The sequence below is a fragment of the Streptomyces sp. NBC_00271 genome (assembly GCF_036178845.1).
In the GTDB taxonomy this organism is placed as follows: Bacteria; Actinomycetota; Actinomycetes; order Streptomycetales; family Streptomycetaceae; genus Streptomyces.
Window position 1 is genome coordinate 94,036 of record NZ_CP108070.1, and the last position, 23,928, is coordinate 117,963.

At 67.9% G+C, this 23,928-nt stretch carries 23 protein-coding genes and 2 pseudogenes; 9 read left to right on the forward strand and 16 right to left on the reverse strand.

All coding sequences use genetic code 11. From position 1 onward, the window contains the following. Positions 1 to 339 precede the first annotated feature (339 nt). A complete protein-coding gene (locus OG798_RS00510; protein WP_328755807.1) occupies positions 340 to 2,010 on the reverse strand; it encodes a tetratricopeptide repeat protein in 1,671 nt (556 codons plus the stop codon). A gap of 96 nt (positions 2,011 to 2,106) precedes the next feature. Between OG798_RS00510 and OG798_RS00515 the strand changes: the two genes are divergently transcribed. Beyond that, positions 2,107 to 2,610 (forward strand): hypothetical protein, encoded by a 504-nt coding sequence (locus OG798_RS00515; RefSeq protein ID WP_328755808.1) that lies wholly within the window; start codon positions 2,107 to 2,109, stop codon positions 2,608 to 2,610. Between the two features lie 49 nt (positions 2,611 to 2,659). On the opposite strand, the gene istB is transcribed toward OG798_RS00515, so the two are convergent. The 3 genes from istB to OG798_RS00530 form a co-directional block, all read right to left on the reverse strand. Further along, positions 2,660 to 3,478, reverse strand: a complete 819-nt coding sequence (istB, locus tag OG798_RS00520; RefSeq protein WP_328755810.1) for an IS21-like element helper ATPase IstB — start codon at positions 3,476 to 3,478, stop codon at positions 2,660 to 2,662. Then, positions 3,478 to 4,758, reverse strand: a complete 1,281-nt coding sequence (gene istA / locus OG798_RS00525; protein WP_328755811.1) for an IS21 family transposase — start codon at positions 4,756 to 4,758, stop codon at positions 3,478 to 3,480. The genes istB and istA overlap by 1 nt, the downstream gene beginning before the upstream one ends. Before the next feature lie 80 nt (positions 4,759 to 4,838). Next, a complete protein-coding gene (locus OG798_RS00530; RefSeq protein WP_328755812.1) occupies positions 4,839 to 6,242 on the reverse strand; it encodes a helix-turn-helix domain-containing protein in 1,404 nt (467 codons plus the stop codon). A 30-nt stretch (positions 6,243 to 6,272) separates the two neighbouring features. Between OG798_RS00530 and OG798_RS00535 the strand changes: the two genes are divergently transcribed. The 3 genes from OG798_RS00535 to OG798_RS00545 all read left to right on the forward strand — a co-directional run bounded on the left by OG798_RS00535 (position 6,273) and on the right by OG798_RS00545 (position 8,248). Beyond that, positions 6,273 to 6,563 carry a hypothetical protein gene (locus tag OG798_RS00535; protein ID WP_328755813.1) on the forward strand — a complete coding sequence of 97 codons (291 nt, stop codon included), beginning with the start codon at positions 6,273 to 6,275 and terminating at the stop codon, positions 6,561 to 6,563. Between the two features lie 1,140 nt (positions 6,564 to 7,703). Beyond that, positions 7,704 to 7,964: a replication-relaxation family protein gene (locus OG798_RS00540; RefSeq protein WP_328755815.1), complete on the forward strand. Its 261-nt coding sequence runs from the start codon at positions 7,704 to 7,706 to the stop codon at positions 7,962 to 7,964. 47 nt (positions 7,965 to 8,011) lie between these two features. Next, positions 8,012 to 8,248, forward strand: a complete 237-nt coding sequence (locus OG798_RS00545; RefSeq protein WP_328755817.1) for a hypothetical protein — start codon at positions 8,012 to 8,014, stop codon at positions 8,246 to 8,248. 78 nt (positions 8,249 to 8,326) lie between these two features. On the opposite strand, the gene OG798_RS00550 is transcribed toward OG798_RS00545, so the two are convergent. The 4 genes from OG798_RS00550 to OG798_RS00565 form a co-directional block, all read right to left on the reverse strand. Continuing rightward, positions 8,327 to 8,893 (reverse strand): Ku protein, encoded by a 567-nt coding sequence (locus OG798_RS00550; protein ID WP_328755819.1) that lies wholly within the window; start codon positions 8,891 to 8,893, stop codon positions 8,327 to 8,329. Positions 8,894 to 8,940: 47 nt separating this feature from the next. Then, positions 8,941 to 9,528, reverse strand: a complete 588-nt coding sequence (locus tag OG798_RS00555) for a histidine phosphatase family protein (protein WP_121413752.1) — start codon at positions 9,526 to 9,528, stop codon at positions 8,941 to 8,943. 330 nt (positions 9,529 to 9,858) lie between these two features. Continuing rightward, entirely contained in the window at positions 9,859 to 10,563 is a 705-nt protein-coding gene (locus OG798_RS00560) for an SUKH-4 family immunity protein (protein ID WP_328755820.1), read from the reverse strand. A 183-nt stretch (positions 10,564 to 10,746) separates the two neighbouring features. Next, positions 10,747 to 11,265, reverse strand: a complete 519-nt coding sequence (locus OG798_RS00565; protein ID WP_328755821.1) for an IMP cyclohydrolase — start codon at positions 11,263 to 11,265, stop codon at positions 10,747 to 10,749. Between OG798_RS00565 and OG798_RS00570 the strand changes: the two are divergent. The 3 genes and pseudogenes from OG798_RS00570 (at position 11,264) to OG798_RS00580 (ending at position 13,598) form a co-directional block, all read left to right on the forward strand. Then, positions 11,264 to 12,265 (forward strand): annotated as a pseudogene (locus OG798_RS00570) (DUF6192 family protein). The gene OG798_RS00565 and the pseudogene OG798_RS00570 overlap by 2 nt on opposite strands. 2 nt (positions 12,266 to 12,267) lie before the next feature. Further along, positions 12,268 to 12,687 carry a RacP protein gene (locus OG798_RS00575; RefSeq protein WP_267059851.1) on the forward strand — a complete coding sequence of 140 codons (420 nt, stop codon included), beginning with the start codon at positions 12,268 to 12,270 and terminating at the stop codon, positions 12,685 to 12,687. A 56-nt stretch (positions 12,688 to 12,743) separates the two neighbouring features. Continuing rightward, on the forward strand, positions 12,744 to 13,598 hold the full coding sequence (locus OG798_RS00580) for an IS5 family transposase (protein WP_328755823.1): 855 nt from the start codon (positions 12,744 to 12,746) through the stop codon (positions 13,596 to 13,598). 5 nt (positions 13,599 to 13,603) lie between these two features. On the opposite strand, the gene OG798_RS00585 is transcribed toward OG798_RS00580, so the two are convergent. From OG798_RS00585 to OG798_RS00615, 7 genes are all read right to left on the reverse strand, one after another. Further along, the gene (locus OG798_RS00585) at positions 13,604 to 14,839 is read right to left on the reverse strand and encodes a serine hydrolase domain-containing protein (protein ID WP_121413758.1); all 1,236 of its coding nucleotides are present in this window, start codon (positions 14,837 to 14,839) and stop codon (positions 13,604 to 13,606) included. A 154-nt stretch (positions 14,840 to 14,993) separates the two neighbouring features. Then, positions 14,994 to 15,383, reverse strand: coding sequence for a DUF1048 domain-containing protein (locus tag OG798_RS00590; RefSeq protein WP_121413759.1), 390 nt, complete (start codon positions 15,381 to 15,383; stop codon positions 14,994 to 14,996). A 2-nt stretch (positions 15,384 to 15,385) separates the two neighbouring features. Further along, a complete protein-coding gene (locus tag OG798_RS00595) occupies positions 15,386 to 15,715 on the reverse strand; it encodes a PadR family transcriptional regulator (RefSeq protein ID WP_267059823.1) in 330 nt (109 codons plus the stop codon). A gap of 295 nt (positions 15,716 to 16,010) precedes the next feature. Then, positions 16,011 to 16,862 (reverse strand): IS5 family transposase, encoded by an 852-nt coding sequence (locus OG798_RS00600; RefSeq protein WP_121413298.1) that lies wholly within the window; start codon positions 16,860 to 16,862, stop codon positions 16,011 to 16,013. Positions 16,863 to 17,212: 350 nt separating this feature from the next. Further along, complete coding sequence (locus tag OG798_RS00605) at positions 17,213 to 18,151, reverse strand: YcxB family protein (RefSeq protein WP_121413762.1); 939 nt, start codon at positions 18,149 to 18,151, stop codon at positions 17,213 to 17,215. A gap of 653 nt (positions 18,152 to 18,804) precedes the next feature. Further along, positions 18,805 to 19,143: a thioredoxin family protein gene (locus tag OG798_RS00610; protein ID WP_121413763.1), complete on the reverse strand. Its 339-nt coding sequence runs from the start codon at positions 19,141 to 19,143 to the stop codon at positions 18,805 to 18,807. Between the two features lie 562 nt (positions 19,144 to 19,705). Further along, complete coding sequence (locus tag OG798_RS00615; RefSeq protein ID WP_328755824.1) at positions 19,706 to 20,845, reverse strand: PucR family transcriptional regulator; 1,140 nt, start codon at positions 20,843 to 20,845, stop codon at positions 19,706 to 19,708. Between the two features lie 87 nt (positions 20,846 to 20,932). On the opposite strand from OG798_RS00615, the gene OG798_RS00620 reads away from it, so the two are divergent. Both OG798_RS00620 and OG798_RS00625 read left to right on the forward strand, forming a co-directional pair. Then, a complete protein-coding gene (locus OG798_RS00620; protein WP_328755827.1) occupies positions 20,933 to 21,988 on the forward strand; it encodes a ferredoxin reductase in 1,056 nt (351 codons plus the stop codon). Between the two features lie 7 nt (positions 21,989 to 21,995). After that, on the forward strand, positions 21,996 to 23,114 hold the full coding sequence (locus OG798_RS00625) for a fatty acid desaturase family protein (RefSeq protein WP_328755828.1): 1,119 nt from the start codon (positions 21,996 to 21,998) through the stop codon (positions 23,112 to 23,114). 451 nt (positions 23,115 to 23,565) lie between these two features. On the opposite strand, the pseudogene OG798_RS56330 reads toward OG798_RS00625, so the two are convergent. After that, positions 23,566 to 23,796 (reverse strand): annotated as a pseudogene (locus tag OG798_RS56330) (IS6 family transposase); the annotation flags it as partial. Positions 23,797 to 23,928 lie beyond the last annotated feature (132 nt).

Consider the following 23,928-nt stretch of genomic DNA (forward strand, 5'->3'; position numbering starts at 1 on the left):
TGGCGGTCGAACGCGGATTCCCGGTCGGGTGATCCTGTCGTGGCCAGAGCATGAAGGCGGGGCCTCCTGAACAGCTCGTGGGTGTCGAATCCATAGAGCAACAGGAGGCCCCTGTGCTGCAGTCTTCCGTGTCGATGGCCGGACGGTCCAACTCGGCCGCTCCAACGTGTGATTGCCTCGCGCACGTGTACGGCAACGCGGCCGACCGGCCCGAACGGCAGCGCCGGTACCCGACGGACATGACGGACGCGGAGTGGGCCGAGGTCCGGCCGCTGCTGCCGGTGCCGGGCTGGATGCGCGGGCGGGCGCTGTGTTCGTTCCTGCGGTCACGGGAGCCCTCTAGTCCGCCGACGCGTCCACTGGGTGGGTTACAGCGCTGGCGATTGCCGCGGTCCAGGGGGGACTTGGCTCGCCGTCAGCGTCCAAGCCGTACGGCCAGCGATCTTTGAGCCCAGTGTGGTTCAGCTCGCCGGCGTTGACGGCTTGCCGGTCGAGGGCGTCTGCTCCCACCTGGTCGCCTTGAGCGCGACGCAGCTGTGCCAGTGCGATCAATATGCTTGTGTCGCCCCCAGCACCTGCTTGCTGGGCCAGAACCTCAGCCCCCTCTCGGTCGCCAGTTTCCTCTCGTCGCAAGGCCAGGTCGAAGAGGGCGTTGGTGTCGCCGGCGTCGGCAGCCTGTTGGGCGAGGGCCTCGGCTTCGGCATGGGCCCCGGCTTCTTCTCGCATACCCGCGAGGTGGGTTAGGGCCGCAGCGAGTCCGGCTTTGGCCGCGCACTTGTAGAGGGCATCTGCTCGGTCGTGCTCACCGGACTCTTCTCGTCGAAGGGCCAAGTCGAAGACGGCACTTGCGTCACCGGCTTCGGCGGCTTGCTGCGCGAGTGACTCAGCCCTCTCATGTTCTCCGGCTGCTTCTCGAAGACGGACTAGGTCCACGAGGGCGCTGGTGTCGCCCGCGTCGGCAGCCTGCCGAGCGAGGGTCTCGGCCTGCAGATGCTCTCCACTTTCCTCTCGTCGCAGAGCGAGGTCGAAGAGGGCGCTGGTGTCGTCGGCGTCGGCAGCCTGTTGGGCGAGGGATTCGGCTTCGACATGGGCTCCAGCCGCTTCCCGTAGACGTGCGAGGGCTGTCAATGCCGCGACGGAACCGGCCTCGGCCGCACGCTTGTACAGCGCCTCCGCTCGGTCACGGTCACCTGAGTGCCCTCGCGCTCTTGCCAGGGACAGCAGGGCCTGTGTGTCGCCGACCTCAGCAGCCCGTTGGGCGAAGGCCATTGCTCCGTCGTAGTCTCTGGCGTCCTCACGACGGAGAGCAAGGTAGAACAGGGCGCTGGTGTCACCGGTGTCTGCGGCTTGCCCTGCGAGGGCTTCCGCATCATCGTGGGCTCCGGCTTCCTCCCGTAGCCGAGCGAGGACGACCAGGACGCTCGCGTCGCCGACATCAGCCGCCTCTCGGGCGAGAGCTTCGGCGTCGGCATGGTCTTCAGCCTCCTCCCGGATCTGCACTAGGTGAGCGATCGCTCTGGCATCGCCGGCGTCGGCTGCCCGACGGAAGAGACGCGCAGCCCGGTCATAGTCCTCAGCTTCTTCCCTCCACAGCGCGAGGTCGAAGAATGCGCTGTTGTCGCCGGCGTCAACGGCTCGCTGGGCGTACGCCTCCGCTCCCTCATAATCGCCGGCTACTTCCCGGATTCGCATGAGGTCGAAGAATGCGCTGTTGTCGCCGGCGTCAACGGCTCGCTGGGCGTAGGCCTCCGCTCCCTCATAATCGCCGGCTACTTCCCGGATCTGCATCAATCGGAACAACGCTGGGGCACTGCCCGCATCTGCGGCGTTCTCGTAAAGCGCCTCGGCGGCCTCGTGGTCCCCAGTCTCTGCCCGATCCTCCGCCAGTGCAGTGAGGGCCGGCGCGTCGCCGACTTGAGCAGCACGGGCAGCCAAAGTATCGACCGCGCCAACGTCGCCGGCTTCTTCTCGGACTCGCGCCAGTGCGATCAGTGCGTGAACGTCTCCCATCTCGGCAGCCTGCCGGTAGACGGCCTCCGCGCCATCGCGGTCTCCAAGCCGCCTCCGTAGCAGGGCAATGCTGAAGTAGGCGCCGGTGTCCCCCGCTTGGGCGGCTTGCTGGGCGAGGGCTTCAGCTTCGTCATGATCTCCGGCCTCCTCGCGCAGCCAGACGAGCTTGACGAGAGCCTGGATGTCACCGGCATCAGCGGCCTTCCTGTAGATGGCCTCGGCTGCGTCATGATCCCGAGCACTGGCGCGAAGGAGTGCGAGGTTATGAAATGCAGTGGCGTCCCCTGCATCAGCGGCTCGCTGGGCAAGTTCCAGAGCCTCCTCATGGTCTCCAGTCCTTGCCCGATGCTGCGCAAGCGTGATCAGAGCATCGATGTCGCCAGCCTCAGCGGCTTTGCGATAGAGAGCCTCGGCCCCGTCAGATTCCCCAACCGCGGCACGTTGGCGCGCAAGCTGGATAAAGGCGCTCGTGCTGCCGACCTCACCACTGCGATAGAGGAGGTAGTAGGCCCACTGGAAGCGCGCACGCGCATTGGCTGCTTGAGCAAGCGATCTGAGGTCTTCGGGCCTTGTGAGGTGTCGGCGGCGGCTGAATCCTGACCCAGTTTGGACGGTCGAGTTCTGACCCACCGGGTCTGGTTGCCGGTGTTCAGTCGGTGTCGTGTGTCGCGGTGGGGACGCGTCCCAGTTGGCGTCCGCGCATGCGGTAGGAGTCGCCTTTGAGAGAGTGGACCTCGGCGTGGTGGACGAGGCGGTCGATCATGGCGGCGGCCACGGTCTCGTCGCCGAAGACCTCGCCCCAGCGTCCGAAGGGCTTGTTGCTCGTGACGATCACGCTCGCTCTCTCATAGCGGTTCGAGACCAGCTGGAAGAACAGGTTCGCGGCCTCGGCTTCGAAGGGGATGTAGCCGACCTCGTCGACCACGATCAGCGGATAGCGGGACAGTTTGGTGAGCTCGGTCTGGAGGTGTCCGGCGTGGTGGGCTGCGGCCAGGCGGTCGACCCACTCGGCGGCAGTGGCGAACGCGACCCGGTGACCGGCCTGGCAGGCGCGGACCGCGAGCCCGATCGCCAGGTGCGTCTTCCCGGTGCCCGGCGGTCCCAGAAAGACGGTGTTCTCCTTCGCGGCGATGAAGTCCAACGTGCCCAGATGCGCGAGCTGTTGGCGAGTGATGCCGCGCAGATGGGTGACGTCGAGTTCCTCGATCGTCTTGATCGCGGGGAAGCGGGCGGTGCGGATGCGGGCCTCGCCGCCGTGGGACTCACGGGCGGAGACCTCCCGCTGGAGACAGGCGACGAGGAACTCGGTGTGCGTCCAGGTCTCCTTCAAAGCGCGTTCGGCCAGCCGCTCGGCAGCGTCCAGCAGGGCCGGGGCCTTCATCGCCCGGGCGAGGAAGGACAGGTCGGCGGCGGTCTGACGGCCCGTCCTGGGCTTGTCCGCGGCGGCGGTCTTGGTGGTGGCGGGCATCAGGAGACCTCCGGCTCGTCGTGTCCGCCGCCACCCTCGATGAGGGTGAACATGCGGTCATAGGAGTCGAGTTGGCGCTGCTCGACCTCGACGAGATCACTGGCTGTCGCAGCGTTTTGCCCACGGGCGGCGAGGGCCTGGGAGGCTTGGTGGTGGCGATAGTCGCCGCGCAGGAGGGCGGCGGCGCGGGCATGGTCCGGGTCGGTGATGGTCTGCTGCTTGGCCCAGCACCGCGGATGGCGCGCGACTTCCGCCCCGCCGGGGGTGAGAGTGACGATGACTTCGTCGGTGTCGGTGCGGACCTGGACTTTCTTGCCGATGGCCAAGGGGTGCACGGAATAGTCGCAGGTGTCGACGCGGATGTAGTGGTCGCGGCCGATGCGGGTCGCGAAACGCCACCAGCGTGGCGGGTCGACCGGCGGCAGGGCGAGCATCTGGGCCCGGTCGGCCTCCCACCGGTCAACCGGACGGGCGCCCAGGGTGCGGTGCTGGCGCCGGTTGGCGACGGCCAGCCAGGCAGTCAGCTGGGTGTTGAAGTCATCGGCCCCGGTGAAGGTGCGGCCGGGAAGGAAGCTGGTCTCCAGATAGCCATTCGCCCTCTCCACCAGCCCTTTCGCTTCGGGATCGCGAGGCCGGCAGAGATAGATCCGGGTGGCGAGCAGGCCCGCGAACGCAGCGAAGTCCCCGGTCACCTTGCCCCGGCCGATCCCGGCCTCGTTGTCCCAGACCAGCATCCGCGGCACTGCATCCCAGCCGGTCAGAAGCTTCCAGTGCCCGTCGATCAGGTCGCCGGTGGTGCGGGTGGGCAGCATCCGCGCGGCGATGATCCGCGAGTAGCCGGACACCATCACGAGCACCGGAGGCCGGCCGCTCTGCCCGTATCCGAGCGGGATGTCGACGGGCGGGAACCACAGGTCGCACTGAGCCAGCTCGCCGGGCTGATACGTCGTGCGCGAGACCGGATCGACGGGCAGATAGGCCGGCCGCAGCTCGCGTACGCGTTCTTTGAGGACGGTCATCCCGCGCTCCCAGCCGATCCGCTCGGCGATCACGGTCGCCGGCATCGTCGGGGTCTGCTTCAGCAGTTCCCGGATCTGCGGCTCGACCGCGTCGACCGCCGAGCCCTTCGGCGGCCGCGAGTAGACCGGCGGCCGGTCCGTGGCCAGGGCCCGCTTCACGGTGTTCTTCGAGATGCCCAGCTGCCGGGCGATCGCCCGGATCGGCATCTGCTCGGCCCGGTGCAGCCTGCGGATCTCTGCCCAGTCCTCCACGGAAATCACCCTCTTCTCCTGACCTTCGATCAAGATCAGGTTGGTCAGAAGACCACGAAGTGGGTCAGTTTTGATCCGCCGTCAGAGGGTCACGATTCACCCGTCGCCGACATGAGGTGCCTGTACGCAGCGTCCCAGAACGATGCGAGCGGGCAGACGAGGCCGCGTGTAGCCCGGCCGTGCTGTTCAAGATAGTCGGCGAGCCGGAACACAGGCTCTTCCGGAGGTGACGGAAGAGCGGATTGCGTAAGACTGCCAGGCGAGCGCCGCTTGGGGCGGACTGGAGTGTGGCGAAGGGGAGCCTGCTTCCCGTGGACCGGATGGGCAAGTTCAGCCAATGCGGCCTGTACCCAGTCCTCGCTGAGCTGGGCATGGTCGTTCTCACTGAGGTAGTCGATCGCGGCATCCACGAGGAAGGCCTGTGGAAGGTTCAAGCTCACTCCGAGACGACGCGCGTCCATGGCGACCTCCAGGACCGCTCTCGCCGCGGGCGAACTGTGCTCGAACCGGCGCAGCAGCTCCGGCGCCCCCGCGAGGTCTTGTGTCACACGCCCATCACCGCCAGCCCGGCTGAGGGCATCAGCCAGGAGACGGTCTCCATCCCTAGCAAAAGCGGCCGCTGCCCGCAGAGCCCTTTGGTTGAAGGCTTCTGGGACGGAGAGCATGCGGTCAGCGAGCAGTTCCCTCACTCGACTATGGGGGTCCGGGGCGCCGGCACCAGGCAGGGCAGTGAACCGATTCGCGTACTCCGGCCACAAAGTGGCCAAGATGAGCACTGGCTGGCGTTCGTGTTCAGTGAGCAGGCTGTGCAGGGCGGCTGCGATCCGCTCGCCGCTTTCCATGGCGCCGAGGTAGTGCTGAGCTTCGTTCAGCCACACCACCGTGAACGGCTCTACACGCACGAGATCGGCGAGAGCGGCCTCTGCGCGCGTGGGGTCGAAGGGGTGCCACAATCGCCATCCTTGATCGGCAAGAGGTTGAACCGCTTCCCAGCACGCTCGTGTCTTGCCAGTGGACGAGGAGCCGACCAAGACCACCATCCGGCTTTTGCTCTGCTGGACATCTCGCACTGCGTCAGCCAGTAGATGGTCATGGTCACGTGGCACATATCGAGGTAGCGCCGACACAGGGTGGGAGGCATACCCACGTCCAAGAGGCCCGGCCGGATGCACCTCCAACTGATGCGGGCCCCACTCGCTGATTCGCTTGCCCAGACCTGAAGCGAAGACGGTTTCGTCGTCGTCCCCCGACGCGGTCCTGCGCAGATCCAACAATGGCTGCTCTGGCAGCCGCAAGGCGCGAGCCAGAGCAGCGACGGTCTCAGCCGAGGGTGCGGGAGCATCAGCCTGGAACGCGAGCTGCACAGTGGTACGGCCCAACGCTGCTCTGCGGGCGAGTGCCGTCTTGGTCAGTCCAGCCAAAGCCAGACCGTCGGTCAGCCTGCGGCGTAACTCGACGTGCGCGGCCTCGCGCTTCGTACGCCCGTCGTGCATCCGACCGTCTCCTGCTCGGTGTGTTCGCCGATGTTCATCTTCGCCCGGCTGAACCACGGCGAACACCGCTTCCGGGACCTTGGGTCACGTCAATGTCCCACCGTCCTCTGGGAGCTCGTGGTGTCGAGTGTCGCTGTTGTACTGTTCGCCGTCGTCTTGGTGGTACTCGTCGCGTTGCTGGTAGCCGCCGGCACCGGCAAGCTAGCCCGTCTGGACGGCGCCACATACCCGGCCGCCCTGATGCGGTCCGCCGCCGCCTTCGCGGCAGTCCTCACCCTTGCTGCTGCCGTGACAGGCGCCCTCTCCGCCATCCTGAACTGAAGAGTTGGTCCCGTTGGGCAAGCCCCGGGTCTGACCCGATCCAGTCCCGGTAGGTCCTGCGAGCTGTGGCGCCGGACGTCCATTCCCCGGCGCGAGCGGCCCGGCCCCCCGCCCCTGGTGACCCGGCCTGGCCGCCCCGCGGACACGACCGGCTGGCCGTACCGGCGGCGCAGGGCCGCGCTGGAGTCCGTGTTCGCCGCCCGCCAACTGTCGGCGCCGTGGACGCTGTGCCCGTCGACAGCAGAGGCCGACGTCGTGCGCGAGTGGCTGACGGGGTCGACGGTCGGGATGGAGGCGGTGATCTTCAAGAGGCTGGACGATGCCTACCGGCCCTCGGTGAGGGGCTGGCAGAAATACAAGGTCCGAGAGACGAGCGAGGCGATCGTCGGCACAGTCACCGGCCCTCTGGCCACTCCCCGCACGCTGCTGCTCGGCAGGTACGACGACCAAGGCCGCCTTCAGTACGTCGGGCCGCACCACCACCCTCGCCCAGGCGGCAGGTGCGGCGGTCGCTGGCCTACTCGCTCCGGGACGGGGCGGTCATCCGTGGACAGGCTGGTCGTTCAGCGTCGGGTGGGGCAGCCGGGAAACGTTGGACGTCACGCTGGTGGAACCCGAGCTGGTGATAAAAGTCGACGTCGCACGCGACGCTGCCGGCCGGTGGTGCCACCCTGCAGGCCGGCACCGCGCCCGCCCCGACCTCTTCCCCACCGATGTCGCCCGTCTGACGGCGCCGCTCTGACGCGGCGCAGCGCGGCGGCCCCGGCCGACGCGCGAGGAGCACCGCCGGCGCCCGATCCCCTCGCCCGCCGCCCGGGACCTGTCCCACCCACCCACTTTCCTTGTTCTTCCTGCTGTGGGGCGTGTCCGGGGGCGTAGAGGGGATGTCGGCCTCCCCACCACGGCCGCACCAGCGTGGTGACCTGCGCGTTCCCGGGCGGGTGCGGGAGTGGGTGCGGACGGTTGTCGGCCGGGTTGTCGGAAGGGATGTGAGCCTGGTCCACGGAGGCGTTGTCGCTTCGTGACCGTGGTCGGGCCTTCGTGGTCGGGGTTCTGGTGAGGGCTGGCTGCTGCTGTGACCGGTACGCGCGGCGCCGGACAAGCCGGTGCCGCACCGGACGGGAAGCGAGCAGATCCGTGATGATCGGCGTGGACGCGGGCAGCGGAGACCGGCTGGCGCTGGGCGTGCTGACGCAGTACCGGATGGCCACCACCGAGCAGATGCACCGGATGATCGCCCCTTCGGCGCGCTTCGAACAGACGAGGCGCAGGCTGGCCAGGCTGCGTGCCGAGGGGCTGGTCGACCGCGTCACCCAGCCGCAGGCCGGCGGAAGCCTCGGTGGAAGGCTGGGCGGATGGAGTCCTTCCCCGCGAACCCTGACAGCCTGCACGACCCTGTGACACTCCTCGACGAACAGGGCACCGCTTGGGTGCTCCACCGTAGGCGGGTGGACCTCCGCATCGTGCGCCGACTCATCAAGGACGCCGCCACATCAGTGGTGTGGGCGGACATGGGCGGCATCAGACCGCGTCCCACGACCGAAACCGAACGCTCGGCACTCTGGGACCGGATCAAAAACGACTACAGGGGACCTGGTGGAAGCGGATCGACCGGGCGCTGCCTGGCTCACGAATTCCGCACCGAGCCGGGGCGCCGCATGCTCTACGTGGCGGAAGACTGCTGACGCCACAGAAATTGCGCCAGAGCCCGTTCTCATGAACATAGCCACTGCACGAAGCGGTGAAAGGTCAGGCCCGGACAACTAGGCGCTGTGTGGCTTCTTCGGCGCCGGCTTCTTGGTGGCCTTCTTGGTAGCCGCGTTCTTGGTGGGCGCCCTCTTCGTCGTCTTCTTGGCCGTCGTCTTCTTGGGTATCTCGTTGACGGTGGCCTCGCCGCGGGAGGCCTGCGCCTTGCGCACGGACTCCTGGAGGGCGGCCATCAGGTCGACGACCCCGCCTGGGGCTGCCTGTTCCTCGGACGCCTTGGGCGGTTCCTTGTGCTCCCGCTTCGCGTCGATGAGCTTCTCCACGGCCTCCGTGTACCGGTCGGTGAACTCGTCTCCTTCGAGGCCGTCACGGGACATCCGCTCGATGAGGTGCTGAGCCTCTTCGATCTCGTTGTCGGTGAGCTCGACGGCCTCGGGAGCCAGCTCGGCGGGGTCGCGGATCTCGTCCGGCCAGCGCATGGCGTGCAGCACGATCACGTCGTCCCGCACCCGCAACATGCCCAGCCGCTCCCGCCCGGACCAGGCGTACTTGGCGATGGCCACCTTCGACGACCGCTCCAGTGCTATCCGCAGCAGCTTGTACGGCTTCGCCGCGGCACTCATGTGCTTCCGGCGCCTCTCGCCGCAGGCGTGAGGCAGCGGCACTGCCGCTACGGGACGTTCCAGGCGGCGATGAACGGCTGCCCGTCCTCGGTGGCCAGGAAGCTGAGCGTGCCTGGATGCGGATGGCCGAGCAGCCGGCTGGCGGAGGCGTCGAGGCCGAGCCAGCGCACCGTGAGCACGCGCGCCAGATGACCATGCGCGACGACGGCAACATCGCCGTCGTCCAGCAGCGGCCGGATCCGGTCCAGCACCGCGTCCGTACGCGCTGCCACCTGCTGGAGCCGCTCGCCAGGATGGTCGTCGTCGCCGGGAATGACGCCGTCCCGCCACAGGTCCCAACCCGGCTTCATCTCCTGGATCTGCGCCGAGGTCAGGCCCTCGTAGCCGCCGTAGTCCCACTCCAGCAGACCGGGATCGGGCCGGACGCCGGCCAGGCCCGCCAGCTCGGCCGTCCGCAAAGCGCGGCTCAGCGGGCTGCTGAAAACCGCCACCAGATGGCGTCGTGCCAGCCTCGGAGCGAGCTCCTTCGCCGCGGCCTCGCCCGCGGCAGTCAGCGGAACGTCGGTACGGCCAGCGTGCTGGCCCGACAGGCTCCATTCAGTCTGGCCATGCCTGATCACTATCAGTTCACCCATGGCCGCGCACGATATCTGATCATGCGACACGGCCGACCACTCCTCGCCTTCGCCGCCACCGCCCGCTCCCTGATCTGCGACGGCTGACTCGCCAACTGAGATGACCTCTTATCCACGGGCCGGACGGTGATGGGCAGTTCCTACATACGCTGCTGGCCAAGTCGATCACACGGGGGTGTGCGGAATGCGGTACGGCGTGGTGGTGGAGGAGCTCGCGGTGGAGGTCATGGCGCAGCTGCCGGACGACCAGGCCCAGCGGGAGGTAACGGCGTGTCGACGACGGCGTAATTGGCTTTGACCGCAGTTCCGCGAAGGCTCATGACTGCCAGGTCAGATGGAGTTCTCGCGAATCAGCTCGATCCAGACCGGCTGAGGATCCTCAGCCGCGACTGCATGGTCGAGGCGTCGTGCGGCGTCCACGACAAGCTCCACGCATGCGTAGAGACGGTCGTAGTGGCGGACATGGTCCGCTTCTGAAGCCGTGTATGCAGGTTCCTCGACCTTCCGGAGGATCTGGATCGCCGCGCTCCAGCGCCAGGCAGTCTCGACGTACTGGGCAACCGAGGAGCTCAAGAAGGAGACCGCTGGCTTGTGCAGGCCTGCATGGTATGGCCGGAGGACCTCTGGGATGTCGTCGACGGTGATCGGTGCGGGACGAAGACACATGACACGGCCATCGCCGGGAACCACGCCGACGACGAAGCTGTCCTCGCTGGGCCCCCAGAATCCCAGGTCGTAGAGCTGCTGGCCGTCTTTGACCAGCCGGCGCTCGTGCTCGCCTGCCACGTTTGGTACCAGGACTGGATCCGGTCCGGCCTGCGGCCTGGGCGTGAAGAGCGGCAGTTGCGGCAGGCCCCACTCGCTCAGGGCAATCCGGTCGCCCTGGGGGATGTCCCACTCGTGAGCTACCCCGATGAACAGTGGCCGATCCTCAGTGGTGACCAACCGCGCCAGCGGCTGCGACAGCATGAACCGCAGTTCGTCCTCCACCGCCGCCCGCTTGTCTCCGCGCTCGTTCCTCACAAACTGCAGCATCTCCTGGCGCGCCAGCCCAACTCAAGATCGTTCACGAAATCGCGGTCAGAGCCGCGTAGTTCCCCAGGGGCTGTGGTCACGTAATTCCCCAACCTCTGGCCTGTCGGCGTGCGTCTGTTCTTGAAGTGATCTTGCCGAGTGGATTCTCGGTGCTGAGCCCGGGGGCTCAGCACCGGAGGAAGATCAGACGCAAGTGCCTGAGGCTTGTCGCATGCCGGAACTCTTCAAGTCCCCGGGCATGAAGACAGCCGCGGCAATGCGGAGTTGGGACGGCAGCCCCGACCACAGCTCGTCGAGGAGATCACTGCTCGTCTCAGCGGTGGTGCGGATTTCCATGAATGGGTCACCGGTGGCGATCTCCTGCCCATCCGAGCGATAGGTCGTCATGAGCACTCCCTCGCCGGGAGCCAGGTCGCTGACGTGCAGGGTGAGCCTGTTCGTGGCGGTGCGGTCCGCGGTGCTGCGTCGCGCGGCACCGAACCAAGCCTCGCCGCCCTCGTGGTTGTCCGCGATCACGGTCAGACGGGGAGTGAAGATCGGCGGGTCCGGTTCGTAGTCCAGCCCGTCCAGAGCCGGGAGCGGATCCTGCCCGGAGGCCAGTCGGTCGGCCACCGTGGACACTTGCTCCCCGTTGCCGAAAACCAGCCGAGTACCGATTTGACGGGCGCGTGCCCCGGCCCGCAGTTGGTGGTGAAACACCATGACCGAGGAGACCAACAACGTCGGAAACGTAAGCCAGTCCCGTTACGAGCAGATCGTGGCCGAGCTGCGGGACGTGGTGGAGCAGCAGACTCGTGGCCAGTTCACGATCGGGGACCGCGCCCTGGAGATCGAGCCGATCCGGGAGCACGGCGGCAACAGCCGAGGCGATGCGGAATGGTCGGTGACCGCGACGCTGATGCGGCTTGCCGAGGACATCGGCCTGAAGTTCAGCACAGTGAAGTCGGCGAGGTGGACGTCCTCGCGCTGGCCGGCGGAGCGCCGGCAGAAGGGCGTCTCCTACACGGTTCACCGGACACTGGCCTACATCGAGGACGACGAGGAGCGGTTCGCCGCGATCCTCACGCCGCCCGAGGGCAAGGGGCGATGGACACCGGACGACGCCAAACGGCGGGTGGGCAACCAAGTCGAGACGCCGGTGACGCCGACGGAGAAGATCACCGCGATTCACTCGCTCGCCTAGGACGACCAGGTCGCCGCGGCGGTGACGAGTGACTTCCTGAAGCGGCCCGAGGTGACCGCCAAGGTGACCACGGTGGACAAGGCCCGGGTGGTGGAGGAGTTCACCCGCGACGAGTCGGTCGCGGCTAACGCCGCGACCAGCCTGCTGCGCAGGCCGGACGTCGCGTTCAGGGCGATGAGCGACGACACCGCCCGGTTCCAGGTCAACCATGCCCAGAACGAACGCAGCCGGCAAGCCCGCGAGGACTTCGAACGCACCAGCCCGGTCGCGCCCGCGGTCCGGCACATCGAGCGGAGCATGGAGTTCCTGGACCTGGTCACGGCCTTCCACTCCTTCGTCGCGGCGGCCGGGCGGATCGTTCCCGGACTGCGCAACCACACCTTCAGCGACGACGAGCGCACGATCGTGCACGAGAACGTCGCACGTTGCCGGGCGACGCTCGACTGGGTCGAGACGGCCGTCGACACCGGCAGGGTCGACGTCGACGACGAGCTCGCCCGTCTTCTGAAGGGCGAATGAGGATGCCCCGTCCCTCACGGCGACGGGGCGATGCAGCCAGACGTCACGCGGACACTCTCCGGTTCGTGCTGTTCGAGGCCAGACCCGCCGGCCTTGAGTTCCCCCAGCTGGTACGCGCCAGCGACCTGACCGCTAGCCAGGTCCGCTCCGGACTTGCTGCGCTGAAGGACCAGGCCGCGGAGAAGGGATGGCCCCCGCTGACTTGGAACCGGGCGGGCGGTTACCAGCTCGGAGCGGAACGGGACGTGCTGGAGGCATACGAACGGGCGGTGGTCAGGGAGAAGCTGACCGAGTTCCGCCGGTTCATCACCGGCACGGTCGCCCCGCACGCCGCCGCCCACCCGGGTGACAAGTGGGTCAAGCACATCGTCGCCCAGCTCAACTCCATCGAATCCACCCTCGACCTCGTCGCCAGCTCCTGACCTGCGGTGGGGCCGCCCTGTGGGCGGCCCCACCGCACAGCTCGAAGGCCTTCGTCATGCGCTCTCGCCGCTACCCCTCGGACACCACGAACTCTGAATGGGCGCTGATCGAGCCGCTGTTGCCCACTCCGGCCTGTGAGACGTCCACCGGCGGGCGGCCGGAGAAGCATCCGCGCCGCGAGATCGTCGATGCCATCCGCTATGTCGTCGATACGGGCTGCAAGTGGCGGGCCTTGCCTGCGGATTTCCCGCCCTGGCGCACGGTCTGGGGGTTTATGGCCCGCTGGGCAGCGGCCGGGATTGTCGGGCAGATCCGCGACCAGCTCGCCGGTCGGATCCGCCGGGGCATGGGCATAGGCCCCCGGGCGGTCGCCACCGTGATCGACTCCCAGAGCGTGAAGGCTGCCGAGACGGTCTCCAAGGCCACTCGCGGCTACGACGCGGGCAAGAAAATCAACGGCCGCAAGCGCCATATGGTCGTCGATACCCGCGGACTGCCTCTCATGGTGATGGTCACCCCCGCTGACCTGCACGACTCGGCTGCGGCGAAGGAGGTCCTGTTCCGCCTGCGCCTGATGCACCTCGAGATCACGATCGTGTGGGCGGACTCCGCCTATGCCGGCAAGCTCGTCGACTGGGCCAAACAGCACCTTAACCTGACGATCAAGCCGGTCAGCCGTCCCAAGGACGCCTCAGGCTTCGTCGTGCTGCCTCGTCGTTGGGTCGTCGAACGCAGTCTTGCGTGGATGATGCACGCGCGCCGGCATGCCCGGGACTACGAACGGCTCGTCCAGCACTCCGAGACTCTGATCACCTGGGCTGCCATCACCCTCATGACCAGGCGCCTGGCCCGGAAAGGCGCCACCCCCAGCTGGTCGAGGAATCCGGTGCCAGCCGACTCGACCAGGTAGGCAGGTCAGTTGTCGATTGCCTGGTAGAGGGTGGTCCAGAAGTCCTGCATGGCCCGTGCCGAGTCCGGGGTGGACATCCCGGTCTGGGTGAGCAGGATGCCGACGAGTTGGTTGTGCGGGTCGGCGTAGGTGGTGGTGCCGGCTCCGCCGTCCCAGCCGAACTGGCCGATGGGCGCGTAGTCGCCTCGGTAGGTGCGCACGGTCATCCCGAAGCCCCAGCCGCCGGTCTGCCCCTGGCCGTGTGACAGGTGGATGACGCTGCGGGCCCAGGCCTGTAGGGCGGATGTCTGCTCGGGTGTGAGGCGGTTGGTGGTCATCAGCTCGACGGCGGCCCGGGACAGGATCCGTTCGGTGCCGTGCATTCCGTGGTTGAGGAGCATCCGGAAGTAGGCGTGGTAGTCGTCGGCGGTGGAGTCGAGTCCGCCGCCGCCGGACTGGAACGCCGGAGGCCTGCTGTGGTGTCCCCCCTCGGCCTTGTCCTCCACGGTGAACTCCCCGGTCTGCGGATCGGGGGCGTACAGGGGCGGCAGCCGGTCGATCTTGTCGGCGGGCACGTGGAAACCGGTGTCCTTCATGCCCAGCGGATCGAAGATGCGCTCGCGCAGGAACGCCTCGAACGACTGGCCGGTGACCCTGGCCACCAGCACCCCGAGCACGTCGTCGCTGACGTTGTACAGCCACCGCTCTCCGGGCTGGTACATCAGCGGGAGCGTGCCCAGGCGGCGCATCCACTCATCCGGCTCCACCGCCGGCAGCATCCATCCGTTCTCGCCGTAGACCTTCTGCTCGAAGTACGCGCTCATCATCGGGGAGCCCATGGCCGTCGTGTCCAGCCCGAGCCCGCAGGTGGAGGTGAGCAGGTCCCGCACGGTGATCGGACGCCGTGCCGGCACGGTGTCGTCCAGCGGGCTGTCGGGCCGCTTGAGTACCTGCCGGTCGGCCAGTTCCGGTAGCCACTGATCTATCGGGTCGTCAAGTCGCAGCCGGCACTCGTCCAGCAGGACCATCGTCGCGGAGACCGCGACCGGCTTGGTCGTCGAGGCCATCCGGAAGATGGTGTCCCGGCGCATCGGCGGGCCACCGTCATGGCGCATCGTCCCGATCACCTCGACATGGGTCTCGCCGCCCCGGCCGACCAGGGCGACGAGTCCGGGGATCTTCTTGGACTCAACATGCGCTTCCAGTACCTCGCGCAGTCGGCGCAGCCCTGCTTCGGACAAGCCGTTGTTGCCGTTTCCCATCATGAATCTCCTTGCACGCAGTGGTCGGTCTCGACGGCGCCGCGGGCATGCGACGCGAGGCGGCCGGCCGGGCATGACCCCGCGGCCGCACTGTGCAGAAAGGCGATGAAAGTGGCGCTCGGCCCCCCTCGGGGGGCGATGTGCTGAGGCGCGATCAGACCGTCTTGTCGTCTGTTCCGGTCTCGTTGCCGGCGGCGCGCTCGATCTCGTCGGTCAGCTGCTTCCGTGCACGGGCGGGGACGTAGCCGCCCTCCGAGTAGTTCTCGGCGAACGCGTTGACGAACTCCACCGGGTCCTCCCCGACAACCTCGCGGATCGGAGTTCCGTTCACCGCAGCCTGCTCGAACAGGTCGGCGAGGTCTTCGAACATCGACGCGTTGCTTTCGCCGTCGGTCGGCACGAAGTGCATCAGGTACCGCTCGATCGCCTCGACCGCCGCACGGTAGTTCTCGGGAAGCTCCTTGACGCGCGCCTTGTACGCCCTCCAGCGCTTCTTGGGCCCGATCACCTTCGAGATGAAGCCGCTCTTTTCCACATCGGACATGGCTACTTTCCCCCTTCGCGGAGCTGTTCCAGTCGTTCCGTGAGGAAGCTCCACGTCCTCCAGAACTCTTCGAGGTACTCCCGTCCCTGAGCGTTGAGGGAGTGCACCTTGCGTGGCGGCCCCTTCTCTGAGGGAACCTTCTCCACGTCGACGAGACCGCGCTTCTCCATCCTGAGAAGCAGCGCGTAGATGGTCCCTTCGGCGATGTCGGAGAAACCCTGCTCCCGCAGCCGCGCCGTGATCTCGTAGCCGTAGGCAGGCCGACCGGCCAGGGACGCGAGGATGATGCCCTCCAGCGTGCCCTTGAGCATCTCCGTCTCCAGCTTGGTCACAGAACACCTCCTCCCTGCACTAGTCAGCGCTATTGAGTACCGGTACACAGTAACGCTGACTACCGGTACTTAGCAAGACGGAATAGTGGAGGCGGCAAGCCGACATCGCAAGCGCCCGGTCCAGCAGCCTCACCGGCAGGACCCCGAGCAAGCCGCTCGGCGCGCGGAGATCGACGGGCACCCGTACGTGGGCCGCGTCGCCATCCGTCAACTTCTCTATCTATCGCCCCCGGCCCGCCACGTCTTCGACGCTGCGAGTTGAGAAACACGCACTAAGAGAGCATCTGATCAGCTTTCAGATTGCTATGGCAGTGTTGTCCGTTTCGATTCGCCACGTTGGGGTGGATTCTCCGGTCAGCTCGCGGGACATTTTGTTAGCCATTGCCCAGTGGATCATCGTGCGGGATCTCTGTGGGAGGGCTTCGTAGTCCCGCGCGAGGCGGCGGTGCTGCATGAGCCAGCCGAAGGTCCGCTCGATCACCCATCGCTTCGGCAGGGGCTCGAACCCCTTCGCCCGAGGCCGCTGCACCACCTCGACGTCGATGCCGAGTCCGGCGCCGTGGTTGAGGATGCTGGTCTGGTAACCGCCGTCGGCCCACACCTTGGTCACGCCGGGATGGGCGGCGGCCAGGTCGTCGAGCAGGAGCTTGCCGCCGGCGGTGTCGTGCACGTTGGCGGCGGTGATGAGGACGGCCAGCACCAGGCCGAGTGTGTCGGTGATCAGGTGCCTCTTGCGTCCTTTGATCTTCTTGCCGGCGTCGATGCCCTGGCTGGTCTCGGCCACGTTTGCCGAAGTCTTCACGCTCTGCGCGTCGATCACGGCGGCGGTTGGCTCCGCGTTGCGGCCGTGGGAACGTCGGGTCCGTTCACGCAACAGGTCGTGGACCCGCTGGGTCGTGCCATCCGCTTCCCACTTCGCGTAGTAGTCATAGACGGTTTTGTACGGCGGGAAGTCGTGCGGCAGGTACTCCCAGGGAATGCCGGTTCGGTTGACGTAGAGGATCGCGTTGACGATCTCCCGTAAGTCGTGGACCCGGGCCGCCGTACCGGGGCCGGTCCGGCCGGCTCGCCAGGCCGTGAAAACCGGTTCGATCAAGGCCCAGCGGGCATCGGAGACATCACTGCGGTACAGGCGACGAGCGTTCACGCCTCGCTCAACGACAGCCATCCCCGACAGTCACAAAAACATCCCTAACTACCAACTACCTAGATCAGATGCCCTCTTAGCGATCGAGTGCGGGAAGGCCGACCAAGCCGGTGTCGAGCATGATGCGGTCGACCGCCTCCTTGAGGGTGCTGTCGGCGCCCATGACGGTCTCGGTGCCGCCGGGCAGGAGATCGAGCTCCCGGCTTGCCCGCCTCGACCTCTCCCTCGCCGCGTGACCGAATAAGCCAGCAGGATCGGTGACACGGTTCTTACCGCCCTGCTGACTGCGCGGCTTCTGCGGCTCGCCGCCGAGAGATGATCTCCGGACCCGCTCGGAGACCGAGGCCCGCTCAGAAGTCGTAGCAGACGTAGGCGCCCTCAGGCCCGCGGGCAATCCGGTCCGAGCCCCAGCAGTGGAGCATTGGCCCGACGCGGTACAGGGCGGTGCCACCGGCCAGCAGGACAAGGACGGCGAGCAGTGCGGTCACAATCCGCATGGCGGTCATCCGCCGCACGAGCCACCAAGCCCCGGCGACCGCAAGCGCCCCCAGCCCCAGCATGACGGCCGATATCGGGGCGGTGTTCTTCTGAATCCCGGGAAAGCGGCCTGGGTGCGCGGCGTGTTGAACGGCGGCGAAGGCGAAGAAGAACAGCAGCAGCCCCAGCAGCAACAGCCCGACGGAGGCGACCCCGCGGCCGACGGCCCGGCCCCGGCTCCGCGGGCTTCCGGGCGCCTCGGCGCCGTCCGCGCGCACGAGTCGCCGGTCGAGGACCGCCCGCAGCCGGTCCACCTCCTCCGGGTCCGCCACGGCCCGCTTGGGCAAGACGGCGAAGCCGACGGCGGACTTGTCGGCGCTGAGAAGCACGAACAGCTCCGGCGTCTCCACATAGCGCGAGTAGAGGTGCCAGTTGTGGCTGGCCGAGCTGTGCGCGGTGGTGAGCCGGACCCCGGTGTCGTCGACCGTCCCGCGGATGTCCCCCTGCCGTTCGGCGAGCCGGTGGAGGCGGCGCGCCTGCAACCACGGCACCGCAGTCATGAAGGCGACGAAGACCACCACCCCTGCATACAGCGGCCAAGGTGTGTCCCGGTGGCCGGAGCCAGCCGCCGACAGCAGGGAGCCGATGCTCGTGACCGCCACCGTCCAGACCAGCGCCCCGCGCTGAAAGCGTCCCGCGCCGGTGCTCCTCGCGCGTGCCCGCAGCGCGGACGCCAATTCGCCGACGGTCGGCCGGTAGGCCAGCTCCACCGGTCTCTCGGCGACCGCGTCCGTTTCCCGGCCCTCGGCCATGTCCCCTCCCCCGTTCGGTGATCAACCGGATCGTAGAGGCTTTCTCAGCCGCTCCGGCGACCTGGCGGTGGTCGGCACCGTACGTCATCGAGGTCACGTAATGGTCGGAGTGCCGCGGTCGACGGAGCACGGGCACCTCGAGAGGACCAAGACCGTCCCCCGCGAGCCTAATAGGACTCCGGGGTCGAATTGGCGGGGCCAGGCCAAGATCGGCCCCCCGGTCAACAGCTCGCCGGCCAGTCGCACGGTCACGCTGCCGAAGTCGACTTCCGCCTCGTGGCCCGGCAGATGGGTCTGCAGCACGAATGCTTCCACCGGGACTTTGCCCGAGGCCGCGAGGACCTCCGGCTTCCGGTCGGAGACGTAGCGCCGGACCATCGGGTAGGACACATCGGTGCCGTGCTCCGGTGAGTAGCGGGACCGCGAGGCCGACCCAGGTCAGTACATCGGTCTTGCGCTTCAGACGGTCGGCCCGCTTCTGAGACGCGGCACTCAGATGACGCCGGCGTTTCCGGAGGTGGTGTCCGGGGCTGCGCAGCTGCCGGACGCGACAGCGCTGGACGGCGTTATGTGACCTGTGGGGGTGTCTCAGGCGGCGCAGCTCCCATAGACGAGACGTGAGGGGCGTCGCGGCCACGTGCCGCAGCGGCCGCTCACAGGTGGCCGTCCAGGAACTCCCGTACCTCGGCGATGGTCATGGGCCCCGTGCCGTGCGCCACCGCCTCTCCCTCCTTCAGCAGGACGTAGGACGGGGCTCCGGTGATCCCGTATCGCTCGGTCGCAGCCGGACAGCGCGTGATGTCAGCGCGGACGGCCGTCAGGCGGCCCGTGTACTCGTCGGCGATGCCACCCACGACGAGGTCCATCACCCGGCAGGGCTCGATCGCCTTGGGCCATGTCCCGGTGAAGTACGCGAGGACCGGAACTGTGCTCATCCCGAGGATGAAATCGAACTCCGCGTCCTCACGGGGTTGGTGAACCCGCTTCGCCATGGATACTCCTGACCTCACGTTCCGTCATTCCATCCCCATCATCCCTCGCGCGGTGTGCCAGGCCGGCCCGGTCGGTCGTCCGGTTGACCTGTCGGAAGGGAGGCACGGGGCCGTCGCAGAACCACGGTGGTCCCCGGCGCGAGCGGCCCGGCCCCCCGCCCCTGGTGACCCGGCGTGGCCGCCCCGCCGGTCACCCAGCTGCAGCCCGCCGCGCGCCCGTGGGTCAGCTCGTGCCAGGACAGCGCCATCCACGACGATATGAAAGCCGTTTTCCAGGGCATAGCTGCCCAGATCACCGACCAGATGCTCGATGAGCGCGTCGGCGAGCGGGCCGGTGCGCATCGTCCACCGGATCCAGTCGAGCCGTATCCGCCACCGCGCTTCTCGGAGACAGCGCCCCCGACGGGCTTCCTGAGGCCTTGTCTGGTCTTCACATCAACCCCCGGTCTCAGCTGGCTAATACCGCTCTTCCCCGGGCCGCATGAGCTAGCTGATGGCACCGAGAACGAGGCACGATTCCTGGTCCGCTCGCGGGCGCGGGCGTGGACGGTCGAAGTACGCGTCAGCTGACCCGAAGACCGACCGCCAGCGTCAGTTCAAGGACCCGCTGTGGCGATGCGAGATCCGGAAACAGCTCCCGCAGCTGCGACATCCGGTACCGGACCGTCTGGGGATGGACGAACAACGCCGCCGCCACCTCGTCCCGCCTGCCCTGGTGCAGCAGCCACGCCCGCAACGTCTCCTCCAGCCGCCGTGCGGTCGCGACAGGCAAGGTCCGCAACGGTGCGAGGGCCCGGGCACGCAGATCTGCGAACGCGTCCGCGTCAGCGCTCAGCACCAGCTCGGGCAGGTGGTCCTCGGTGTCGCGAATATCAGAGGAGAGGGAGCGCGCGCGTACGGCTCGTGCGTACGAGGCGGACGCACGAGTCCATGGCCGGGCCGGGCCGACCACGGCGGTGCGGTCGGTCAGCTGCCGCAGGAGATGTGACCGGTCGGCATCGGGGACGAGCAGCACACCGGTGGCGTCCGGCAGATCGTCGAGGACGAGGGTGCTCGGGTCGAGCGCGCGGTAGGCAGGCCTGGCCTGGGCGGCGGGCAGCAGGACCGCGGTCAGTGACACCGGGGGCTGCCACCCGGCCCGTTGAACAGAGGCCAGCAGCACGTCCGGGCTCGCGCCGGCGAGGAGGTCGCGGGCCAGGTGTTCCAGGTGCCGCTCGTGGTCCCTGCCCCGGGCGGCCAGTTCGTCGGCGTGACCCGCGGCGCTCGCGGCGGAGAGCTCGTCGATGTAGGCGAAGGTCAGCTCGGCGAACTTGGCGACCTCGGCGGCGGGCAGACCTGCGGGTACGGCACCCGCCGCCAGGCATCGCCAGGCCACGCGGGCGCCGACGCGGTAGGCGCTGAGCAGGGCGTCCATCGAACGGCCGTCGCGCACCTCGCCGCGGCCCAGCTCGTAGGCCGCGTCACCGCCGTCGCCGCCTGCGGCGCTCCCGCTCGCGAGGTCCAGGTAGTGCCCCAGGGCGGTGCGGACGGCTCGGCGGATGGTGCCGCCCATGCTGCCCGAAAGGGCGTTGGCGTAGGAAGGGACCTCGTCGATGATCGCCTGGACGACCTCGTCGGCGGTGGTCTTCAGCGCGGCCCGAAGCACGGTGACCGTCGTCTCGTCCAGGGCCAGTTCGCTGGCCCTCCGGGTTACATGGCTCACGTTCTTATTCCCTGCGAACAATTCCGCCGATCAGATTCACGTCCTGCGGTCAGGACTTTACGCCCTGAGACGCAGCAAGCTGGAGCCATGACGAGCACAGCCCTCCGCAGCAGGGCGTGGAAACTGCTGGAGATGGTCACGACGCCGCTGCTGCCGTCGGACTACCTCGACCTGGTCAGCCCGCTGCGTGCGGGCGCCGACCTGCGCGGGCGCATCGAGGCCGTACACCCCGAGACGGGTGACGCCGCGACCATCGTGATCAGGCCGGGACGGGGCTGGCGCGGCCACACAGCCGGTCAGTACGTGCGGATCGGGGTCGACGTCGACGGGGTGCGCCTGTGGCGTGCCTACTCCCTCACCTCGCCGACCAACCGCCCAGACGGCCGCGTCACGATCACCGTGAAGGCGATCCCGGACGGCAAGGTCAGCAACCACCTGGTCCGCAGGGCGAAACCGGGCACGCTGATCCAACTCGACCAGGCGACCGGTGACTTCGTGCTGCCGCAGGCCAAGCCCGCCAAGGTGCTCTACCTGACGGCCGGCAGCGGCATCACGCCCGTGATGGGCATGCTGCGCGACACCGAGTTCGACGACGTCGTCATGGTCCACTGCGCGCCACAGCCGCAAGACGTGATCTTCCGCAGCGAACTGCACGACCTGGTCACGGACAAGAAGCTGCGGCTCACCGAGGTGCACACCGACACAGACGGCATGCTCGACATCGCCCGTCTCGACGAACTCGTGCCCGACTGGGCCGAGCGCGAGACCTGGGCCTGCGGGCCAGCGGGCCTGCTCGACGCCGCCGAAGAGCACTGGACCCAGCACGGCGTACACGAGCGCCTGCACACCGAACGCTTCCGCCCCAGCATCGTCGTCACCGGCGACGGCGGCGAGGTCACGTTCAGCGCCACCGGCAAGAGGGTCGACGCGGACGGCGCCACGCCGTTGCTGGACATCGGCGAGGAGGCCGGCGTGCTCATGCCCTCCGGGTGCCGCATGGGCATCTGCTTCGGCTGCGTCTCGCCGCTCAAGGCGGGCGCCGTCCGCGACCTGCGCACCGGCGAGATCACCGAGGCCGAGCCGGGCGTCCTCATCCAGACCTGCGTGTCCGCCGCCGCGGGCCCCTGCGACATCGAACGGTAGGAGCACCTTGACCGCCATCGACCCCACCGCCCACCTGACCGCGGAGCAGATCGAGGAGCTCGGCCGCGAGCTGGACGCGATCCGCGACGAGGTGATCGCCGGCCGCGGCGAGAAAGACGCCGCCTACATCCGAAAGGTCATCTCGGCGCAGCGCAAGCTCGAACTGGTCAGCAGGGGCGTGCTGCTGTTCTCGATCTTCCCGCCCGCGTGGGTGATCGGCACCGCCGGTCTGTCCGTGGCGAAGATCATGGACAACATGGAGATCGGCCACAACATCCTGCACGGCCAGTGGGACTGGATGCGGGACCCGAAGATCCACTCCACCACCTGGGAGTGGGATCACGTCTCGCCGGCCGACCAGTGGAAGCACTCGCACAACGAGCTGCACCACACGTACACCAACGTGATCGGCAAGGACAACGACCTCGGCTACGGCATCATGCGCGTCGACGAGGACCAGAAGTGGCACCCCTTCCACCTCGGCCAGCCGCTGTGGAACTTCCTCAACGCCTGCTTCTTCGAGTACGGCATCGCAGCGTACGACCTGGAGCTCGGCAAGAACCTGCACAAGCGCCGCCGCAAGAACCCGGAGTTCCGCGCGCGGGCCAAGGCCGTGGGCCGCAAGATCCGCAAGCAGGTACTCAAGGACTACGTGATCCACCCGCTGCTGTCGGGCCCGTCGTTCCTCACCACGCTCGCCGCCACGTTCACCGCGAACCTGGTCCGCAACATCTGGTCCCACTCGGTGATCATGTGCGGGCACTTCCCCGAGGGCGTGCAGGTCTTCGAGCGCCGGTCGATCAAGGGCGAGACGCGCGGCCAGTGGTACCTGCGCCAGATGATGGGCTCGGCGAACATCAGCGGCAGCAGGGCCATGCACTTCATGACCGGCAACCTGTCGCACCAGATCGAGCACCACCTGTTCCCGGACCTGCCGAGCAACCGGTACGCCGAGGTCGCGGTGAAGGTGCGCGCGCTGTTCGAAAAGTACGAGCTGGAGTACGTCACCGGGCCGCTGCCCAAGCAGGTGTTCTCCGCGTGGCACAAGGTCTTCCGGCTCTCGCTGCCGAACAAGAAGCCCAAGGTCAAGACGCCGGACCGCGAGCAGGAGCTCGTCGCGGCCTGATTCCCGGTATTGGTTCAGATCTTTCGGCCGTACCGGCGGCACCGCCGGGTTCGGTGAGATCCGTTGCGGACGGTGGGCGGCCGCGACATCAGACCGTACGACACGGGATCCGGGCAGCCCGTGTCCGGCTGCGCTGCCTGGACGTGCGCCAGGAGCTCAGCACACAGCCCCCGGCGAGGTGTTGTAGTGCGCTGACCTGCCGTGGCCGGGCCGGTAGTCGGGTGCGTACGCGCACCCGGTTTGCCGACGGGCGGGCTGGGTGAAAGGCATGGGCTGTGACGTGGACACTGCCGGAACCGATGCTCGCCGCCCCTGTGTCCGACCCTGCGCTGCTGCCGGGGTGGGCGGGTGAGCCGAAGCAAGACAGGTGGCAGGCCCTGGTCTCTATCGACGCGGGGCGGGTGGTACTGCGCTCGAGGCGCGGCACCGAGATGGGGCCGGCCTTCCCCTGCCACTTGTCTTCGGGCCGGGGCAGGCGGCGGCGCGGTCCGTTCGCGTAGGCCTGGCCGAACTTGGCGCACCAGCGGCGCACTGTCTCGCAGGAGACGATGACGCCGCGCTGGAGCATCAGCTCCTCGACCTCGCGGAAGCTGAGCGGAAAGCGGAAGTACAGCCGCATACAGTGCGAGATCACCTGGCCCGGGTACCGGTGCCCCCTGTACGACGGTGACGTGCTCCCCACGGACGACGCCCTCCCAGCATGATCAACCAGAAGATCATCCCACCCGGTCAGCCAACGTGACAGCGCCCTCCCCCGTCCTAGGTGATGCGAGAGGCGCCCGGGACCGACGGGACGTCTGCGCACGGGGTTTTG

Excerpts from the sequence above, each read along its gene's own strand:
- OG798_RS00530 (WP_328755812.1), bottom strand. The coding sequence starts at position 6,242 with ATGCACGACGGGCGTACGAAGCGCGAGGCCGCGCACGTCGAGTTACGC.
- OG798_RS00555 (WP_121413752.1), bottom strand. The coding sequence starts at position 9,528 with ATGGGTGAACTGATAGTGATCAGGCATGGCCAGACTGAATGGAGCCTG.
- istB (WP_328755810.1), bottom strand. The coding sequence starts at position 3,478 with ATGCCCGCCACCACCAAGACCGCCGCCGCGGACAAGCCCAGGACGGGC.
- OG798_RS00560 (WP_328755820.1), bottom strand. The coding sequence starts at position 10,563 with ATGCTGCAGTTTGTGAGGAACGAGCGCGGAGACAAGCGGGCGGCGGTG.
- OG798_RS00565 (WP_328755821.1), bottom strand. The coding sequence starts at position 11,265 with ATGGTGTTTCACCACCAACTGCGGGCCGGGGCACGCGCCCGTCAAATC.
- OG798_RS00510 (WP_328755807.1), bottom strand. The coding sequence starts at position 2,010 with ATGGGAGACGTTCACGCACTGATCGCACTGGCGCGAGTCCGAGAAGAA.
- OG798_RS00540 (WP_328755815.1), top strand. The coding sequence starts at position 7,704 with ATGATCGGCGTGGACGCGGGCAGCGGAGACCGGCTGGCGCTGGGCGTG.
- OG798_RS00535 (WP_328755813.1), top strand. The coding sequence starts at position 6,273 with ATGTTCATCTTCGCCCGGCTGAACCACGGCGAACACCGCTTCCGGGAC.
- OG798_RS00580 (WP_328755823.1), top strand. The coding sequence starts at position 12,744 with ATGCGCTCTCGCCGCTACCCCTCGGACACCACGAACTCTGAATGGGCG.
- OG798_RS00575 (WP_267059851.1), top strand. The coding sequence starts at position 12,268 with ATGCCCCGTCCCTCACGGCGACGGGGCGATGCAGCCAGACGTCACGCG.
- OG798_RS00585 (WP_121413758.1), bottom strand. The coding sequence starts at position 14,839 with ATGGGAAACGGCAACAACGGCTTGTCCGAAGCAGGGCTGCGCCGACTG.
- OG798_RS00605 (WP_121413762.1), bottom strand. The coding sequence starts at position 18,151 with ATGGCCGAGGGCCGGGAAACGGACGCGGTCGCCGAGAGACCGGTGGAG.
- OG798_RS00610 (WP_121413763.1), bottom strand. The coding sequence starts at position 19,143 with ATGGCGAAGCGGGTTCACCAACCCCGTGAGGACGCGGAGTTCGATTTC.
- OG798_RS00620 (WP_328755827.1), top strand. The coding sequence starts at position 20,933 with ATGACGAGCACAGCCCTCCGCAGCAGGGCGTGGAAACTGCTGGAGATG.
- OG798_RS00590 (WP_121413759.1), bottom strand. The coding sequence starts at position 15,383 with ATGTCCGATGTGGAAAAGAGCGGCTTCATCTCGAAGGTGATCGGGCCC.
- OG798_RS00550 (WP_328755819.1), bottom strand. The coding sequence starts at position 8,893 with ATGAGTGCCGCGGCGAAGCCGTACAAGCTGCTGCGGATAGCACTGGAG.